Annotated in this window: 18 protein-coding genes, 1 tRNA gene and 1 rRNA gene; 15 read left to right on the top strand and 5 right to left on the bottom strand. The window is 36.0% G+C overall.

The features are described 5' to 3' along the window. The first annotated feature begins 320 nt into the window (after positions 1 to 320). Both rrf and Q0794_RS06085 read left to right on the top strand, forming a co-directional pair. Positions 321 to 436, top strand: a 5S ribosomal RNA gene (gene rrf / locus Q0794_RS06080). A gap of 279 nt (positions 437 to 715) precedes the next feature. Next, a complete protein-coding gene (locus Q0794_RS06085) occupies positions 716 to 1,201 on the top strand; it encodes a GNAT family N-acetyltransferase (protein WP_298940862.1) in 486 nt (161 codons plus the stop codon). Positions 1,202 to 1,274: 73 nt separating this feature from the next. On the opposite strand, the gene Q0794_RS06090 is transcribed toward Q0794_RS06085, so the two are convergent. Next, positions 1,275 to 1,350 (bottom strand) — tRNA-Arg (locus Q0794_RS06090). A gap of 573 nt (positions 1,351 to 1,923) precedes the next feature. On the opposite strand from Q0794_RS06090, the gene Q0794_RS06095 reads away from it, so the two are divergent. After that, positions 1,924 to 2,682: a FlgO family outer membrane protein gene (locus Q0794_RS06095; protein WP_298940863.1), complete on the top strand. Its 759-nt coding sequence runs from the start codon at positions 1,924 to 1,926 to the stop codon at positions 2,680 to 2,682. A gap of 245 nt (positions 2,683 to 2,927) precedes the next feature. Continuing rightward, positions 2,928 to 3,407: a hypothetical protein gene (locus Q0794_RS06100; protein ID WP_298940864.1), complete on the top strand. Its 480-nt coding sequence runs from the start codon at positions 2,928 to 2,930 to the stop codon at positions 3,405 to 3,407. Between the two features lie 115 nt (positions 3,408 to 3,522). On the opposite strand, the gene Q0794_RS06105 is transcribed toward Q0794_RS06100, so the two are convergent. The 3 genes from Q0794_RS06105 to flgA form a co-directional block, all read right to left on the bottom strand. Then, positions 3,523 to 3,942: a flagella synthesis protein FlgN gene (locus tag Q0794_RS06105; protein WP_298940865.1), complete on the bottom strand. Its 420-nt coding sequence runs from the start codon at positions 3,940 to 3,942 to the stop codon at positions 3,523 to 3,525. Between the two features lie 24 nt (positions 3,943 to 3,966). Further along, positions 3,967 to 4,287, bottom strand: coding sequence for a flagellar biosynthesis anti-sigma factor FlgM (gene flgM, locus Q0794_RS06110; protein ID WP_298940866.1), 321 nt, complete (start codon positions 4,285 to 4,287; stop codon positions 3,967 to 3,969). A gap of 72 nt (positions 4,288 to 4,359) precedes the next feature. Then, positions 4,360 to 5,049, bottom strand: a complete 690-nt coding sequence (gene flgA / locus Q0794_RS06115) for a flagellar basal body P-ring formation chaperone FlgA (RefSeq protein WP_298940867.1) — start codon at positions 5,047 to 5,049, stop codon at positions 4,360 to 4,362. A 103-nt stretch (positions 5,050 to 5,152) separates the two neighbouring features. On the opposite strand from flgA, the gene Q0794_RS06120 reads away from it, so the two are divergent. The 9 genes from Q0794_RS06120 to Q0794_RS06160 all read left to right on the top strand — a co-directional run bounded on the left by Q0794_RS06120 (position 5,153) and on the right by Q0794_RS06160 (position 13,624). Beyond that, a complete protein-coding gene (locus tag Q0794_RS06120; protein WP_298940868.1) occupies positions 5,153 to 6,067 on the top strand; it encodes a chemotaxis protein CheV in 915 nt (304 codons plus the stop codon). Positions 6,068 to 6,188: 121 nt separating this feature from the next. Then, positions 6,189 to 7,022: a protein-glutamate O-methyltransferase gene (locus Q0794_RS06125; RefSeq protein WP_298940869.1), complete on the top strand. Its 834-nt coding sequence runs from the start codon at positions 6,189 to 6,191 to the stop codon at positions 7,020 to 7,022. A gap of 477 nt (positions 7,023 to 7,499) precedes the next feature. Next, positions 7,500 to 7,901, top strand: a complete 402-nt coding sequence (gene flgB / locus Q0794_RS06130) for a flagellar basal body rod protein FlgB (protein ID WP_298940870.1) — start codon at positions 7,500 to 7,502, stop codon at positions 7,899 to 7,901. Positions 7,902 to 7,922: 21 nt separating this feature from the next. Next, positions 7,923 to 8,342, top strand: coding sequence for a flagellar basal body rod protein FlgC (flgC, locus tag Q0794_RS06135; protein ID WP_298940871.1), 420 nt, complete (start codon positions 7,923 to 7,925; stop codon positions 8,340 to 8,342). A 4-nt stretch (positions 8,343 to 8,346) separates the two neighbouring features. Then, the gene (locus tag Q0794_RS06140) at positions 8,347 to 9,042 is read left to right on the top strand and encodes a flagellar hook assembly protein FlgD (protein ID WP_298940872.1); all 696 of its coding nucleotides are present in this window, start codon (positions 8,347 to 8,349) and stop codon (positions 9,040 to 9,042) included. Positions 9,043 to 9,057: 15 nt separating this feature from the next. After that, positions 9,058 to 10,428: a flagellar hook protein FlgE gene (gene flgE / locus Q0794_RS06145; RefSeq protein WP_298940873.1), complete on the top strand. Its 1,371-nt coding sequence runs from the start codon at positions 9,058 to 9,060 to the stop codon at positions 10,426 to 10,428. A 218-nt stretch (positions 10,429 to 10,646) separates the two neighbouring features. Beyond that, a complete protein-coding gene (locus tag Q0794_RS06150; RefSeq protein ID WP_298940874.1) occupies positions 10,647 to 11,393 on the top strand; it encodes a flagellar basal body rod protein FlgF in 747 nt (248 codons plus the stop codon). 31 nt (positions 11,394 to 11,424) lie between these two features. Continuing rightward, complete coding sequence (gene flgG, locus Q0794_RS06155; RefSeq protein ID WP_298940875.1) at positions 11,425 to 12,213, top strand: flagellar basal-body rod protein FlgG; 789 nt, start codon at positions 11,425 to 11,427, stop codon at positions 12,211 to 12,213. A gap of 286 nt (positions 12,214 to 12,499) precedes the next feature. Continuing rightward, positions 12,500 to 13,624, top strand: a complete 1,125-nt coding sequence (locus tag Q0794_RS06160; protein WP_298940876.1) for a flagellar basal body P-ring protein FlgI — start codon at positions 12,500 to 12,502, stop codon at positions 13,622 to 13,624. A gap of 232 nt (positions 13,625 to 13,856) precedes the next feature. On the opposite strand, the gene Q0794_RS06165 is transcribed toward Q0794_RS06160, so the two are convergent. Next, complete coding sequence (locus Q0794_RS06165) at positions 13,857 to 15,182, bottom strand: Na+/H+ antiporter family protein (RefSeq protein WP_298940877.1); 1,326 nt, start codon at positions 15,180 to 15,182, stop codon at positions 13,857 to 13,859. A 198-nt stretch (positions 15,183 to 15,380) separates the two neighbouring features. Between Q0794_RS06165 and flgJ the strand changes: the two genes are divergently transcribed. After that, on the top strand, positions 15,381 to 16,403 hold the full coding sequence (flgJ, locus tag Q0794_RS06170) for a flagellar assembly peptidoglycan hydrolase FlgJ (protein ID WP_298940878.1): 1,023 nt from the start codon (positions 15,381 to 15,383) through the stop codon (positions 16,401 to 16,403). Continuing rightward, positions 16,396 to 18,405, top strand: coding sequence for a flagellar hook-associated protein FlgK (flgK, locus tag Q0794_RS06175; protein ID WP_298940879.1), 2,010 nt, complete (start codon positions 16,396 to 16,398; stop codon positions 18,403 to 18,405). The genes flgJ and flgK overlap by 8 nt, the downstream gene beginning before the upstream one ends. Positions 18,406 to 18,442 lie beyond the last annotated feature (37 nt).

Raw genomic sequence — 18,442 nt, forward strand, 5'->3', positions numbered from 1 at the left:
CAAGGTGTGTAAGTGCAGTAATGTATTGAGCTAACTTGTACTAATTACCCGTGAGGCTTAACCATACAACACCTAAGTGGTGTTGGTGTTTACCAAGACACATAGAGTGGAATCTCTTTAAACTAGCGCTTGTGAAGTGTATTTACATAGATTTTACTTGATAACGAACAGTTTAATTAGAACATATCAAACAGCTTTTCTAATTTATTTTTTATAGAGATTTAGATTGTTGCCTTACGGCGATTAACAAAAAACCGTTAATAGCCTACCGGCCAAAACAATTTAAAGCTCGAAGAAGCCTAAGCTTTAAAAAGTTTTTGCTTGGCGATAATAGCGCTGTGGTACCACCTGATCCCATGCCGAACTCAGAAGTGAAACGCAGCTGCGCCGATGATAGTGTGAGGTCTCCTCATGTGAAAGTAGGTCATTGCCAAGCGCCTAATACGAACAATCCCTGTTGACTGACGTCAGCAGGGATTTTTTCGTTTAAAGCGTTTAATAATGACAGATGGGCTACGTTGATAGCAGGCTGGCAAGGTTGATGAGCGGTGGAGCTTGCTATACTTTACATGCACAAACAACCTCTGTTGACTAAACTCAGTTGGGTTGTTCGTTTTAACGCTTTATTTGTGATTATAATTCCTTCTCTTATAATGTATTTATCTTAGGATTAAAGTTATACATTATATTTGAGATGTTTAAATATGGGGTGTCTGTGAAAAATTTACGTCAAGCAACTAGAGAAGATATTGTACGTATTGCTGAAATTGAAAGCTTAGGATTCCCTGAAGCAGAGGCTGCTACTTTAGCTATATTTTACGAACGATTTCAGGCTTTTTCTGAATGTTTCTTTGTTTTAGAAATAAATGAAGAAATTGTTGGCCATATAAATGGATGTATCAATGATAGCCCTGAGCTACCGGACGAGCTTTATTCAAACTCTTCTTTACATTGTCCTAATGGAAAATATCAAACAGTATTTGGCTTAGTAGTTGCACCAAACTATCAAGGAAATGGATATGCAGGTTTATTAACTGAACACTTAATTGATGTTAGCAAATCAAGAGGGCTAGTTGGGATCGTTTTAACTTGTAAAGACCATTTAGTTAGCTTCTATCAAAAACATGGATTTAATCATCAAGGGAAGTCTGCTTCTACCCATGGTGGTGTAGGTTGGAATGATATGTTGTTAATTTTTTAAATGAGGGTTTAGTCGTTATTTTACAATTAAGCTACCTCAGTTTTAAATTAAACAGTTAAAGCTAAGTTTTGTATGGTCTCCCCACAGGGACTCGAACCCCGATCATCCGCTTAGGAGGCGGGTGCTCTATCCTGTTGAGCTATAGAGAGATGACAACTCATCTGTAATATGAAATGAGTTGTCGTATTATTAATACAAGATATATTATACATAATTAGTGTATTGATTTAATAGTCGCAATATCATTGATTTGAATATTACTTAAAGAGAATCATATAAAGTCGTTAACTCTAGACTATTTTCATGTATTTCTATTATTTGCATTGCTTATTTAGCAATAGTTGAAAACTTCCTTTGCATACTAAATCGATCTTTAAAGTTACTTGAATAATAGAGTTCAACTAGCATATCTTTTGTAAATTTTTTTCACCAAGATTGATTCTTATATTATTACTTTATGCCATTACGATACGGCTCGTGAAACAATACACTGTATATGTTGAGAAATATTTATATTGGCTAGGCTAAAGCTTTTAATATAGATTTTCCACCGCTGTATTCTCAAAAGTGTTTGCTATTTAAATCTACCTATTCTTCTTTTCCATATTCCCAAGTTGTTTTTTAATGGTGTTTTTTACTACTTTATGATTAATATCCTAAAGCTTTGGTTATTATTGCCGATAATATTTATAGAATAAAATTTATTACCAAGGCAGGCTTTAATGAAAAAATTATTTATTATTTCTACATTGATTATGGTGTTACAAGGTTGTGCATCATATCACTCTCCATGGCATCAAGAGTCTGCTGCTATTTCAGCCATCGAGAGAGCAACCTCAAACGATAATTACCTTTATTATTATGTCGCTCATTCATTTAGTGGAGGGGATCTCAATAATGAAGATCGCAGCCAAGCAGATGTTAAGACAGACTCGAGTCGTTATGGTCACCTTTATACTTTTAGTGGTAAAAAATCACTTATATTGTCAGAGGTCGTCAGTAAAATGGCAGAGCAGTTACTTTATAATTATGAATCCCCTTTTGATCGAGAATCTATTGCACTTACGTCGCTTGTTGATTTAAATGATCACAATAATACTAGTTGGTTAGGGCAAACTATTTCAGAACAGTTTTTTCATGAGTTACATATTAGAAAGTTACAAGTGATCGATTATAAGTTAATGGGAAATATTCAAGTGACCGAAAACGGTGAATTCGGTATGACAAGAAATTGGAAAAAACTTCAAAAAGATGTCGATGTGAGCAAAATATTAACGGGCACTTTATCTAGAAATGAGGAAGGTGTTATCGTCAATGTACGTATTGTGAATGCTACTAGCCATGTTGTCGAATCGACAAGTAGTGCTTTTCTTCCACATAGAATATTTGTTGGCGGACGCTATGACTATACGCCTAAACGCTATATAACACGTAATAGCGAACGTGATAGCCAGCGAGCACTTGTTCGACTAGTTGAGTAACGGAATAATAGGTAATAAAAATCGTATTTATAAAGCAGACTTCGGTCTGTTTTTTTATTTTTTAACGTTTATTACTTTATTACTTTATGGCTTTTATAAACTATTAAATGAAACTTTAATCGTTATATTAACTCGATTAAATTATATTGTTTATTAATTTAAGTTTGGGTGCGTTTATTGCATTATTTAAAAAGCATTCATCATTTGGCAATTTTGGCCATTTAATCATTATTAAGGAGCAAACTATGCTTAAATCAAATCAATATGGCCATAGAGCATTTACTTTGAGCATATTGTCCGGTTTGTTGTTGATCTTATCAGGGTGTGTCGTTCATAAAGAGCCCGTTAAAGATATTGATGAATATGAGTTCGTTTCGGTAGGTTATGCGACTATGTCTGCTCAAATGGGAGCGACTGATGATATTAAAATGTTAAATGCAATTAAGGCTTCTAAATTGGAAGCTTATAAAGAGTTAGCAGAACAAGTCTATGGAGTGATGCTAAGTTCTGAAAATAGTGTTCAGGATTATCAATTACAAAGTGGTAGGCTTAAAACAAAAGTGAAAGGGCTTGTTAGGGGAGCTAAGGTGATACGAACTTATCATGAGAGTGATTTGTATATTACTGAATTAGGTTTAAATATGACTATCTTGCCGTTTGTAAAAAAGGCTGAGTTTGCAAACCCTGATGATGTCATTAAAGTGCAAAGCCAAGTCTATTATTAAAGTATTTTAATACTCAATATGTAAAAGTAATACATAAAAAATGCGAGCTAAGCTGCTCGCATTTTTTATGCATTTAATATCTTAACTGATATTTAATATACTGTAATAAAAACCGTTAAGCTTCAATATTGTTGCCTAATAAACTTCCGCTATTTAGCAGTCCTTTTTGGTCATAGGTAATGCTATTCTTACCTTTAGCCTGAGTAAGTAGCTGCATTAAATGCTTATTACTTTTCATACTCAGTTCAATTAAGCGGCCGTTAATTTCGTTGTTTTTTTGACATGCTATTAATTGATTCACAACATCTTGTTTTAAAATGGATAAGGCAGGATCTTGCTCTATAACGGCTAAGTTATTTTTTGTGCTGATAGCTTGATTACTACTATTAATTTTTTGCAGTAATTTTTGTTTATTAAAAAGAAGTGTATTTAGATTTTCGAAGGACTTTTCTTTTAAGCACAATTTTTCTTCTTCAAGTAGATTTTGTAATACTTGAATGGATTCTAATAGTTGTGAAAGTTGTTCTGTCAGCATTTTATATTCTTTTAAGTTATGGCATTAACTTGAATATGCATTATTAAAGTCTGTTTCAAATTTACCAATATTATTAGCTAATTTTTCTGAATTAATTTTATAATCACCATTTAATATTGCCGCCTTGAGCGTTTCAACACGTTTCATATCTACTTGTGACTCACTAGACGTTTGTTTTTGCATATTATTTAAACTCACAGCTTGTGATGTTAATTGCACAGAGTCTTTATTCGAATTTACTTTACTCGTATTGTCTGTCGCACTTGCATTACCTTGTTTTTGTGCTTTATTTTGGTCTATATTAAGGTTGCTTTGAGGTGCTTGACGGTTGATATTTATACTCATAATCGTATTCCAATTAGTCTACATAATTAATGTATCGGCAGAAATGTTGATAACTTTAGTTAAAAATTGCTTTTAAAAAGTGACTTGCACTTCTTTTAGAGCGTAAACGGTACCAACAACAATACGTTGCGTTCGTGAGTTTTCAACTCTTACTGTACTGCCTATATTACCATCGCTTAATGCAATACCCGAGGCTTTTATTATTAACCCTGATTTGTTAGCTGTAATCGTTACTTTGTCTCCTTCGCAAACATAACAAATATCTCTATGTCGAATACTTTTCTTAGAAGATATGTTTCTTTTTAAACGAACGCCTCTCAATGTTTGAGCATTAGTAAAGGTACTGCCTCTAACTCGAGTTTTATCTTTATAAATAAGTTCTATGTTTTTATTGCTCAGTACTTCACCTTTACTAATCGGGCGGCTACTAATAATTAAGGGGATTAATGTTTGCGCTTTTACTCGGATGTATAAATCCCACGGTGTAGCGTCGTCGCAAGAAACTTTAACTGCCGTTTTACTTTTTATTTTATCGCCTACGATATGGCCTTGTAATGGTACTAAACATTGAGAGAAAGTGACGCGATCCGTGATAGGTATTGCCTTTATATATAACTTTTGCTCACCAGTTATTTCGAAAGTTTCCTGATATTTGTCAAAAACGAGTGCTTCAGCAAAATTTTCTATCTCTTTAGAGTAGTTATTATCTGCTAGACTGTAAGAAGAGACTAGACTTAGTATCATTAAAGTAAATCGAAACAATGTAGTTACCTTATTTAAGTTAACTTGTTTTATGTGTATTTTACGTCGTAAAAGATTATAAAACTATTTTTGAAAAAATAACCATAACAAAAAGGGATAGAATATGGCAGGAGTTTTAGACTCAGTAAATCAACGTACTCAGTTGGTAGGGCAAAACAGGCTTGAGCTATTGCTTTTCAAGTTAGGTGGGATTCAACGCTATGGTATTAACGTATTTAAAGTAAGAGAAGTCTTACAGTGTCCTCCTCTTACTGTATTACCTAAATTGAATGGATCGATTCGTGGTGTTGCCTATGTTCGTGGACAAGCTATTTCAATTATTGACTTGAATTTAGCAACAGGAGGACGAGCAATAGATGATATTGAAAACCGTTTTATTATTGTCACTGAATATAATCGATCTGTTCAAGGCTTTTTAGTCGGTTCGGTTGAACGTATTATTAATATTAACTGGGAAGATATTTTACCCCCACCAACAGGTAGTAGTCGATACAGTTACTTAACGGCCGTGACTGAAGTTGATAATCGTTTAGTTGAAGTGTTAGATGTTGAAAAAGTACTTGATGAAATTGCACCTGTTAATACAGAAGTAACAACAGAAGTCACTATCAATAATATGAAAAATAAACGTATTTTGGTTGCGGATGATTCTTCTGTTGCTCGTAAACAAATTCAACGTACACTCACCGCTCTTGGACTTGAGTGTGATTTGGCTAAAAATGGTAAAGAGGCGCTTGAAATGTTAAAAGAAGTGTCTAAGACTCAACCTGTATTTGAAAAGTATGCATTAATGATTTCAGATGTAGAAATGCCTGAAATGGATGGGTATACGTTAACATCAGAAATAAAATCACACCCTGATATGAAAGATTTGTATATTATTTTACATACCTCTTTGAGTGGTATTTTTAATCAAGCGATGGTTGAAAAAGTAGGGGCAAATGACTTTATTGCAAAATTTAATCCTGATGAACTAGCAATTTCAGTTCAGAAAGTGATTAATTTCGATGTTGAATAAAGGTTAATATATAATCAAATGTAGTTGGTGACATTGTTACCAGTTTTCCATTTTATCTTGTCTTATTGATAAAATGAAGTCTGTCTATTTAAAGGTAACAATGCAATATGGGTAATATTTAGTGAGAATTTTTTCTGATGATCTTTACAAGAAATTTGCTTCTTTTTTAGAGAAGCAATGTGGCATCGTATTAGGTGAAAATAAACAATATCTTGTAAAAAGTCGTTTAACTCCATTAGTTTCTCAATTTGATTTTCCGAGTTTACCGGATTTAATTGAAAAGGTGATTACTGGCCACAATAATCAGTTACGTAATTCAGTTGTTGATGCGATGACCACCAATGAAACGTTATGGTTTCGTGATGTTTATCCTTTTGAATTGTTGACCACTAAGTTATTCCCAGAGTTTCTTAAAACAAAAAGAAACCTAAAGGTATGGTCTGCGGCTAGCTCTTCAGGTCAAGAAGCTTATTCAATTGCAATGTGTGCAATTGAATATGACAAAATAAAACCGATGAATAATTTAAATATAAAAATCACTGGAACAGATATTTCTGATTCAATGCTTAATCAATGTAATCTTGGGCAATATGATTCATTGGCTTTATCTCGAGGTCTATCGGAAGGTCGAAAGCGTCAGTTTTTTATCCCGGTTGATGGCCTTATGAATAAAATGCAGGTTAAGCCAGAGGTCAAAAAATTGACTTCTTTTAAGCGTTTGAATCTATTAGATAGTTATGCCGGCCTTGGGAAATTTGATTTGATTTTTTGTCGTAATGTACTTATTTACTTCTCAAATGATGTTAAATCTCAAATATTGAATCAGTTTGCTAATGCTTTAAACCCTGACGGCTATCTTATACTTGGTGCTTCAGAGTCATTAAATGGATTAACTGATAAATTTGAGATGGTGCGTTGTAATCCTGGTATTATTTATAAGTTAAAAGCTAAATAAAACACTTAACCTCAATGCTGGTTAATGAAAGCGGCATTATATTTAACATCATAAGATTATATTTTTGACTGTACAGCGTCGTTATTTTTACGTAGTTCAAGGCAAATTATTGAGAGATAATTTAACGCTGAAATTCCTAGAAATAGGGGGCTGTAGTGCTCTGCTTATCTAGAGCTGAGGTTACTGATACTTACATGAATATTCTTAATTTATGTTGAATAAAGGGGCAATTATTGCCCCTTTATTTTTTCTGCCTCACATTAAAGAAATTAAGCCCTACTTCTATTCTCCTTTTAACTGATACCTCTATTCTCTTAGCCTCTATCATTGTTATTTTTATCTACATTAAATGCTAATAATGAAAAAAATCATTTTTAAAAGCTTACATCGTTATTTTTTTATCTTTTTAACGTGCTTCGTTCTTCTTTTTATTTTTTTGGCACATGCTTTGCATTTGTATAATCAAAGGAGAAACTTATGGCAATTAACTTCGATAAAGCATTAGGCATTCATCAGTATACGTTAGGCGTTCGATCACGCCGTACTGAAATTTTAGCCTCTAATATCTCAAATGCAGATACACCCAATTACAAAGCAAAAGATATTAACTTTAAAGATGCCTTAAATGCGGCAAAATCTGGCACTGGGATTTCATTAAACCGTACAGATAATTACCATAATGCAGGTTTCTCAAGTTCAATGGCACAAAATGGCTTGTTATTCAGAGCCTCTAATCAACCTGATACTGGTGATGGTAACTCCGTTGATTTAGAAGTTGAGCGTAACTTATTTATGAAGAATAGCTTGGAATATCAAGCTAGTTTAGATTTTTTAAACAGTAAAATATCAGGGCTTCGCACTGCGATAAAAGGCCAATAATAGCGTGTTAGGAGAACTATTATGAGTTTATTAAAAGTATTAGATGTAGCTGGAAGTGGTATGAGTGCACAATCTGTGCGTTTAAATACGACTGCCAGTAACTTAGCTAACGCAAACAGTGTTAGTAGCAATATTGATGAAACCTATAAAGCTCGACACCCTGTATTTGCCGCAGAATTAAACCGTGCAATGGGTGGTTTAGATAGCAGTGTTGGAGTCAAGGTGCAAGGTATTGTAGAAAGCACTGCTGAGTTAAACCAGGAGTATGCTCCAAATCATCCTAAAGCCGATGAAAATGGTTTTATATATCACTCCAATGTAAATGTAATGGAGGAGATGGCTAATATGATTAGTGCTTCTCGCTCATATCAAACAAATGTGCAAATTGCTGATGCAGCAAAACAAATGCTAAGCCGCACCTTACAACTTGGTAAAGGATAATTAGATGACGACGATAACTTCATCAGGACTCAGCTTAACGAAGCCATTAACTGACGATCAAGTTAAAGCTAATTCGGAAATCGATTCTGAACAACAACTGGATCAAGAAGACTTTTTCTCTTTGCTATCTCAACAGCTTGCTTATCAAGACCCATTTTCACCGGTAGAGAATGCAGAAATGATATCTCAAATGTCGTCATTTACGACGGCGGAAGGTATTGCCACCTTAGGCACTGAATTTGCGGGCATTAAAGAAGTATTAAATTCTAGTCAAGCTTTAGAAGCATCATCGTTAGTGGGTAAGAAAGTATTAATTCCCAGTAATGAAACGTATTTACCCGAAGGTGGAACAGCCTCTGGTTCATTAACCACAACAACCGGTGCTTACAGTACTTTAGTCTCAGTTAAAGATAGCACTGGTAATGTCATTCGAACGATTGATGTCGGTGATACCGGAGCAGGTAATCAGCGCTTTGATTGGGATGGTTTAGATTCACAAGGCCAACCTGCTCCAGAAGGTAATTATACTTTTAATGCTTATGGAACAGTAAACGGTAACGGCGAAGAACTGACAACAGCAAGCTATGCTCATGTTGAAAGTGTCAGTCTCGGTGGTGGTTCAGCTAGTGTCTATTTAAACCTTAAAGGTCTAGGCGGAATTGAACTTTCTGATGCAATTGAAGTTGCAGAAAATATATAATTAGAGGGAATAACTATGTCATTTAATATTGCATTAAGCGGAATTTCAGCGGCACAGACAGATCTAGATACAACGTCAAATAACATTGCAAACGTAGCGACAGTAGGTTTTAAAGAATCTCGTGCTGAGTTTGATAGTGTGTACGCCAACTCTTTGTTTTCTAATAGTAAAACAAAAGTAGGTGATGGTGCATCGGTTTCAGCTGTTGCTCAACAATTTCACCAAGGTAGCTTAAAGTTTACCGATAACCCATTAGATTTAGCGATTACTGGTAGTGGTTTTTTTGCCACATCACCAGGCATTGATGATAGTAACTTAAGTTACACTCGTTCTGGCACTTTCAAGCTAAATGCAGATAATTATATCGTTGATAATAGCGGTAACTTTTTACAAGCATTCCCTGTGAATATAGATGGCAGTTCATCATCATTAAGTTTAGCGACGACAGAACCGATTAAACTACCAGAGACAGCGGGAACACCGGTTAAAACTGGAGCTATTGATATTAGCCTTAATTTGCCTGCTGGCGATGAAGCGAAAGTCCTTGCTGATTTTGATCCTGATAATCCTGATACTTATAATAATGCAACATCAGTAACAATTTATGATTCATTAGGTGAAGCTCATATTTTAAATACGTATTATGTCAAACCTGAAAGTGCTTCAGCTGAAGGTACAAACCAATGGGTTTCTTTTGTCACCGTGGACGGCAAACCAGTTGAAAGTACGACGCCTGTAAATTATTTAGTTGATACCAATGTAGATGGCGCTTTTGATGATACAACAGGTATTTCTGCAAGTTATAACGCAGATGGAGAAGAGCATTATGGTGTTGTGCTTAACTTTGATGAAAATGGTGTTTATGAAGGTAGTAACCCAACTGAATTGGCCTTTGAAACATTAGGTGTTGACGGTGCGGATATTCTTTCTGCAGGGGCTGATGGCACACAAGCCATTACGATTAATTATCAAAATCCTACTCAATTTTCGGCTGCATTTGAAGTCACGGCATTAGAACAAGATGGGTTAACCGTCGGGCGTTTAACGGGGATTGAAATTGGTAGTGACGGATTGATCGAAGCGACTTATAGTAACGGTACCTCTGATCCTCTTGCTCGAGTGGCAATGGTACGTTTTAGAAATGAACAAGGTTTGGCACAAAATGGGTCAAATTGGAATGAATCTCAAAATTCAGGTGAGCCACTTGCTGGTGAAGCTGCATCGGGGTCATTCGGTAGTATTAGCTCTGGTGCTTTAGAGCAATCTAATGTTGATTTAACCACAGAGTTAGTTGACTTAATTACTGCACAACGTAACTTTCAAGCGAACTCGCGTTCATTAGAAATTAGTTCTTCATTACAAGAAACGATTTTACAAATTCGTTAACTTTTATATTTTATTTTTAAATGCACCTTCTTCGGTGCATTTTTTTTAATCTTATTTTATAACCTCCTGTATTTTCTTCATTATTTAACCTTACCTTTATTATAAATTCCTTGTCCCTGTTTGTTGGCACAAGCATTGCATTTATCTGTTTATAAAATAAATGCTCAAACAATATTTGCCACTGTTATTCATCAACAGTTAATAGTTAAGGAAGTAAAATGGATAATTTTCTTTATGTATCAATGTCTGGCGCTAAAGAGACCATGAATGCGTTAGCTATTCACAGTAATAACTTGGCAAATGCGAGCAAAACAGGCTTTAAAGCTAGTTTTGAACAAGCGCGAAGCATGCAAGTACATGGTGAAGGGTTACCAACTCGTGTTTTTGCATTAGCTGAGTCGCCTGGACAAAATTTTGACAGTGGTATCGTACATGGCACTGGGCGTGAACTTGATGTCGCTATCGAAGGTGAAGGGTGGTTTGTTGTTAAATCTGATACTGGCGATGAAGGGTTAACCCGTAGCGGTGACTTTAATATAACAGCGGATGGTTTCTTAATTGATTCTAGCGGCAAAGAAGTCTTAGATAACACTGGCAGTAATATATACATACCGATGCCAATTGAAAAATTTAATATTCGTAAAGATGGTGTGATCGAAGTTCGTCCTGAAGGTGCTCCACCAGAAGGAATGGAAAATATTGCACAATTAAAATTAGTAAACCCTGATATCAAAGATTTGATGCGGAGTTCCGATGGCTTATTTCGTCGTATCGATGGACAACAAACAGAGTTCTCAGCTGGCGTTGTCGTTACTAACGGCGCATTGGAAGCATCAAATGTGAATTTAAGTAGTGAATTAACCAGTCTAATAAACTTACAACGAGGCTTTGAAATGCAAATAAAAATGATGAAAAAAGCAGAAGAAATAGATGAAAGTTCAGAGTCTCTATTAAAAGTAGTTTAATTCGATTTAGTTAATATTTAAGGAGAACATTATGCATTCCGCTTTATGGATAAGTAAAACAGGATTAGATGCGCAACAAACTAACGTTGCAACCATTTCAAATAACTTAGCGAATGCTAGTACTGTCGGTTTTAAAAAGAGCAGAGCAATTTTTGAAGATTTATTATATCAAAATGTAAATCAGCCCGGTGCAAATGCAACACAAAATACGAAGCTACCGTCTGGTTTAATGGTTGGTTCAGGCGCTAAAGTCGTTGCTGTCCAGAAGAACTTTGACCAAGGTAACGCATTAACCACTAATAACTCATTAGATTTAATGATCGATGGGCGCGGTTTCTTTGAAATTGAGATGCCAGATGGTAGCTCTGCATTTACGCGAAACGGTGAGTTTATGCTGAATGAAGAAGGGACGTTAGTTACACCTGGTTCAGGCTACCCGTTAGTACCACAAATACAAATTCCAGATAACGCACAATCCATTAGTATCGGATCTGAAGGTGAAGTATCCGTTAAGGTTGCTGGTCAAGCTGAGAATCAAGTAGTCGGGCAATTGAATGTTAGTGCCTTCATTAACTCGTCAGGTTTACAGCCATTAGGTGAAAATTTATATTCTGAAACAGGGGCATCAGGCGCTCCAATTGAAGGTGTTCCAGGTGGAGATGGTTTAGGTTTTATACGACAAGGTATGCTTGAAACCTCTAATGTGAATGTGACTGAAGAGTTAGTTAATTTGATTGAAAGCCAGCGAGTTTATGAAATGAACTCAAAAGTAATTTCGGCTGTGGATGAAATGTTATCTTACATTAGTCAGCAATTATAAGCGCATGATTAATATGGAAGGTTTCTTTTTTTATCAATATTGAATGTAGTTGGTTTTACTTAGTGACTTAGTTAGCAAGTGAAACACGTCCTGAATATACGCCGATAGAGCTTGTAGAAGCTGATTTAAATGTCGTTCTTAAAGGATCTTTATTTCAATCTAGTGGTACAGGTGATGTCGAAAATACCCAATGACAAGGGTGGTTAACGTCATTCTTTATTGGTCCTTATTGGCCATTCTAAATATTTTATCGTATCAGTTACTCGCGTATAAGCAGGAGAGCAATATGCAATTATCAATAAGTAAAATAGTACAATCCTTTTCAGTTACATGTCTTACTGTCGCATTTGTTCTATTTGTTAACGTTGCTGAGGCCGCTCGAATTAAAGACCTTGCAAGTGTTCAAGGTGTTCGTAGTAACCAATTAGTGGGTTATGGTTTAGTGGTTGGTTTACCTGGTACAGGTGAAAAAAGCAGTAAATTTACTGAACAAGCATTTTCTACCATGTTAAGAAATTTTGGTATTAATATTCCACAAGGGCAAAGCTTAAAAATTAAAAATGTCGCGCCTGTGGCTATCACTGCAGAATTAAAAGCATTTACAAAACAAGGCCAGAAAATTGACATTACAGTGTCAGCAATTGGTGAAGCTAAAAGTTTACGAGGTGGTGAGTTATTGCAAACCTTCTTAAAAGGGGTCGATGGTAAAGTTTACGCATTAGCCCAAGGTAGTCTCGTTGTTGGTGGTTTAGGTGCTGAAGGAGCCGATGGTTCTAAGGTAGTTATTAATACGCCTACGGTAGGACGTATATCTAACGGTGCAATTGTTGAACGTGAGATCCTTTCGCCATTCTCACAAGGCGATACAATTACCTTTAACTTACATGAAGCAGACTTTACGACTGCAAAAATAATGGCCGATACCATTAATAACTTGGTTGGACCAAATACCGCGAGTTTATTAGATGCTACGTCTGTTAGAGTATTAGCACCACGCAATATATCGCAACGCGTATCATATTTATCAACGTTAGAAAATTTAGAGTTTAAACCTGCAAGGTCAAGTGCCAAAATTATCGTTAACTCTCGCACAGGAACGATAGTGATAGGTCAAGATGTTCGATTATTACCAACGGCGATTACACATGGTGGCATCAGTGTCACTATTGGTGAAAAGAAAACCGTAGCTCAACCTAATGCATTTGCAGATGGTAATACAGAAGTGGTTGATAACAGCACCATTAATATTACTCAAGAAGATAGCCGTATGTTTCAGTTTGATCCTGGTATTAACTTAAATGATTTAGTTAGAGCCGTTAATGAAGTTGGTTTAGCGCCTGGGGATTTGATGGCCATCTTAGAAGCATTAAAACAAGCTGGTGCATTACAAGGTGAGTTAATTATTATTTAATATAAATTATTGCTTAATTTATATTAACTTCAAAGCCGCTGACATAACTTTTTAAGCATAACTGTTTAAACATAATGAAAATTATCTAATCAATAAATGTAAAAAGGGAAAGCCAATGGCTTTCCCTTTTTTCTTTCTAATATGCTACTTTGAAATATATCTACATATTCAGTGCGTTATATTGAACCTATTTTTATCTTTTGAGTTAATTAAACATAAACATAAATATAGCTTATAACGACATCGCTGCTATCCAGCCAAATGCAATTAGTGGCAAATTGTAATGTAAGAAAGTAGGGATCACCGTATCTCTAATATGGTCGTGCTGGCCATCAGCATTAAGTCCAGATGTAGGGCCTAGTGTTGAATCTGATGCTGGAGAACCGGCATCACCTAATGCAGCCGCTGTTCCGACTAAGGCAATAATTGCCATAGGCGAGAAACCAAAAGCGATAGCAAGCGGTACATAAATAGTCGCAATGATTGGGATAGTTGAGAAAGATGAGCCAATGCCCATTGTTACCAATAAACCAATGATTAGCATTAATAGAGCAGCTAACGATTTATTATCCCCGATACCTGAAGACAAGGCTTGTACTAATGTATCAACACTGCCCGTTGCTTTCATTACCGCTGCAAACCCTGCTGCTGCAATCATAATAAAACCAATCATAGCCATCATGTGAACACCTTTAGTGAATACATCATGTGTCTCTTTCCAGGCAATAACGCCACCGAGTGTAAAAACAGTAAAACCGGCTAGTGCACCAACAATCATTGAGCCGGTCATTAATTGAACCGTTAACGTTGCCACAATAGAAACCAACGCGACGATGATATGACGCATGTTTAAGGCTTTAAACTCAGCCGCGTTTGTATTCTCAACTTTCTCTTGATAAATACGCGGTTTACGGTAGCTAATAAGTACCGCTATTAACAAACCAACAACCATACCCATTGCCGGTAAAATCATTGCACTTGCCACTTGGTTTCCTGTTACGTCTAAACCGTTGTCGTGTAAATTCTTTAATAAAATATTGTTTAAGAAAATACCACCGAACCCAACGGGTAAAACCATATAAGGAGTGACTAAACCAAAGGTTAAAATACAAGCCGTTAAACGTCTATCGACACGTAGTTTATTGAATACACCTAATAGAGGCGGAATTAAGATAGGAATAAATGCAATATGAACCGGGATAATGTTTTGTGATGAAATAGTCATTAATAAAATAACAGTGAAAACAGTATATTTTATGGCGGTAGAGGTTTGTTGCGTTTGTTGACCATTCAAACGTTTAATAATGGCTTGTGATAATAAATCTGTGATACCTGATTTAGAAATTGCGACGGCAAAAGCCCCTAACATTGCATAACTTAAAGCAATGGTTGCGCCGCCGCCTAAACCACTTTCAAAAGCTGATATCGTTTCGGCTAATGATAAATTTGCTGTCAAACCACCTACTAGAGCACTTAATGTCAGTGCAATTACTACATTTATTCGCATCATTGACAGTATTAGCATCAGACATACCGCCAGTAAAACAGGGTTAAGCATATTAATTCCTTATAATTTTATAAATAGGTGAAAGGTACCGAGGAAAAATCGCAGGCATTCTACTTGATACGCCACTCTTTTACTGCAAAAAACGCCACTACTTTATTATTAATCAGAAAATGCTTACTTATTGCTTCCTAACTGAATTTTGGCACTTATTTTGCTTTATCTATGTAATGGTAATAATAGGGGTTGTTAATGAGCAATCAAACAGTAACGCAGGCAAGTAACTACTTTGATCTACAAGGGTTGGAGCAGTTGCGTCAAAAAACCAAGACAAATGACAAAGAAACGATTCGAGAAGTAGCGAATCAGTTTGAGTCAATGTTTGCGAGCATGTTGATTAAATCGATGCGACAAGCGAATGAAGCCTTTGAAACTGAAAGCCCTTTTAATAACCAACAAACAAAGTTTTATACTGATATGCAAGATAAGCAACTAGCTGTCGATATTAGTCGCCACGGTACATTAGGGCTGGCGGATGCATTAGTTAGGCAATTAGATCCTACTTCAATGGTTCGCCCACAGTCGGTAGCTCAAGACCAGTTAACGATGCCGAATCAAGCAGAGCAGAAGCAAATGATGAGCTTACAGCCAGAGGTTGTTAATAGTAACTTTAAAGCACCTGACCAAATGCAACAGTCACAACAAATTCAATTAAATAAAAGCGCTGTCAAAGGTTTAGTTGAAAATTCTGATGTAACGGCTGCAAGTGGCCCGCATAAAATCGACTTCACTTCACCTTCTTCGTTTATCGAAACTTTATTACCTTATGCTAAAAAAGCCGCTAAAGCATTAGGAGTATCGCCAGAGGTGCTCGTCGCTCAGTCCGCTTTAGAAACTGGCTGGGGGAAAAAAATTCTACAAACACCCGGACAAGAAAGCAGTTTCAATCTTTTTAATATCAAATCACATGGTGGTTGGAAAGGTGAAAGTGTTAATAAAAACAGTCTAGAAGTTGAAGATGGGGTTGGTGTTCAACGCCGTTCAAACTTTCGAGTTTACCAAGGGCTGCAAGAAAGCTTTAAAGATTACACCGATTTCATTAGTAATAATAAACGTTATGAGCAGGCTTTACAGCAAGGCGACAACGCGGAACGTTATATTGAGGAATTGCAGCAGGCAGGTTATGCAACGGATCCTAAATATGCGGAAAAAATTAAACAAATTATGAATAGTAACAGCTTCCAATCAGTTGTTGCGGGAGATAATAATGGCTGATCTATTACAAATTGGACTTTCGGGTATTTATAGCTCACAAGCTAGTCTCGCAACAACCAGTCACAACATTAGTAATGTCAGTACTGAAGGTTATTCTCGTCAAACAGTTGATACCTCTGCTGCAGGTGCGCAACGATCAAGTACAAACTTTATTGGTAGTGGTTCTGTAATAAGTAGTATTGACCGTGCTTACGATCAGTTTGCTTTTACTGAAAATGTAATTAATACATCAAGCCATGCTTATTATGAGCAAACCTATACACAAGCCAATCAAATGGATTTATTACTATCAAGTGATAGTACATCAGCAACCACTTCAATTTTAAATATGTTCTCTTCTTTAAGTAGTGTTGCTGATAATCCGAGTTTATTAGAATCACGAAATGTGTTCTTGAATGATGCTTCTAGCATGGTTAATCAATACAACACTCTTTATAGTCATTTAAAAACTCAATACGAAAGCATTAATGCTGATATTGAAAATTCATCTGATGTGATCACAGAATTAGCACAAAGTATTGCTAGTTTAAACTCTCAAATATCTATTGTTACAGGATCGGCAAGTGGTGGCGATGCCAATGATTTATTAGATAAGCGTAACCTTGCTATCACTGAATTAAGTGAGTACGTCAATACCTCCGTTGTCGAAGCGGATAATAATATGGTCAACATATTTATTGGTAGTGGACAAGGGTTAGTCATGGGGAATGTTTCTCAATCTGTTATTGCCGTTAATGGTGACCCTGATCCTACGCGTAAAGAATTAGCATTAAACTTTAATGGTCAAGCGACGGCTATTAATGGTAATAAATTAGGATCTGGTGTTGCCGCTTTATTTAATAGCCGAGATAATGACCTTGAAGTGGCAATGAATCAATTAGGCCAAAGTGTCATTGGTTTGACTCATGCAATTAATGAACAACAAAAAGAGGGCCAAACATTAAATGGAGAAATTGGCGCGGATATTTTTAATGACATCAATAGCACTCAATCAATGCAAAAACGCGTATTAAGTCACGATGATGGATTAGGTAAAGCGATATTAAGTGTTCGTATTGATGATTTAAGTGAATTATCTGCCGATGAGTTTACATTAAAAGTAAGTGAATATACGGCAGGTAGCACGCTTTCATTTACCGTTACCAATAAGACGACGGGCGCATCTCAAGATGTTTCTATTGCTGATTTATCAACGGAAGCGCGTGTATCGATTCCTGGCGCAGGCATAAGTATTGGTATTGATTCAATCATAACGCCTCTCGAAGAAGGAAAGGAGTTTACCCTACGTCCTACACGTAATGGTGCAATGGAAGCCTCTGTACAAGAGAATGAACCTGAAAAAGTAGCTGCCGCAGATGCTGAAATTAAAGCCTTTACAAATACAGGTAATACGGGCTCTGCTGAGTTTCGTGTCAGTGCCATTAATAATAAGTCAGATCGCTATTATATGGATGAAGATCATCCTCTCACCATCAAAATATCATCTAATACCAGCAGCAGTGAAATAGCATATAACTTATTTGATAAAGATGGATCGCAAGTGAATAACACTGAACTAACAACTTCTGTTGATCCATTGACGGGTAAAGCGGTCTTTGTTGCTGGTGGTGTTGAAGTTGAAATGAAAGCCGGGTTTCCAGTTGCTAATGATGAAGTTACTTTAACGTTCAACGAAACGGGAGAGGGGGATAACCGAAATATGTTAGCCATTACTGATTTACAGAACGCTAAAGTAATGAACGGTAATCAAGCAAGTTTCCAAGATGTTTATAATAATATGTTATCTGAAGTGGGTGCTAAAACCGCTAATGCTGATATTGCGATGCAATCCGCATCCATTCTAAAAGATCAATCTTTCGAACGAATTCAAAATATAAGCGGTGTTAATATGGATGAAGAAGCCGCTAACCTCATGTTGTATCAGCAATACTATAGTGCCTCTGCTCGTGTCATAACGGTAGCAAACGAAGTTTTTGAGAGCTTATTGCAAGCTTCACGTTAAATAATACTTCTTTTTTGGTGCGATTCTTGCTTTTTAA

Origin of the sequence: uncultured Psychromonas sp. (genome assembly GCF_947489755.1) — a bacterium.
In the GTDB taxonomy this organism is placed as follows: domain Bacteria; phylum Pseudomonadota; class Gammaproteobacteria; order Enterobacterales; family Psychromonadaceae; genus Psychromonas.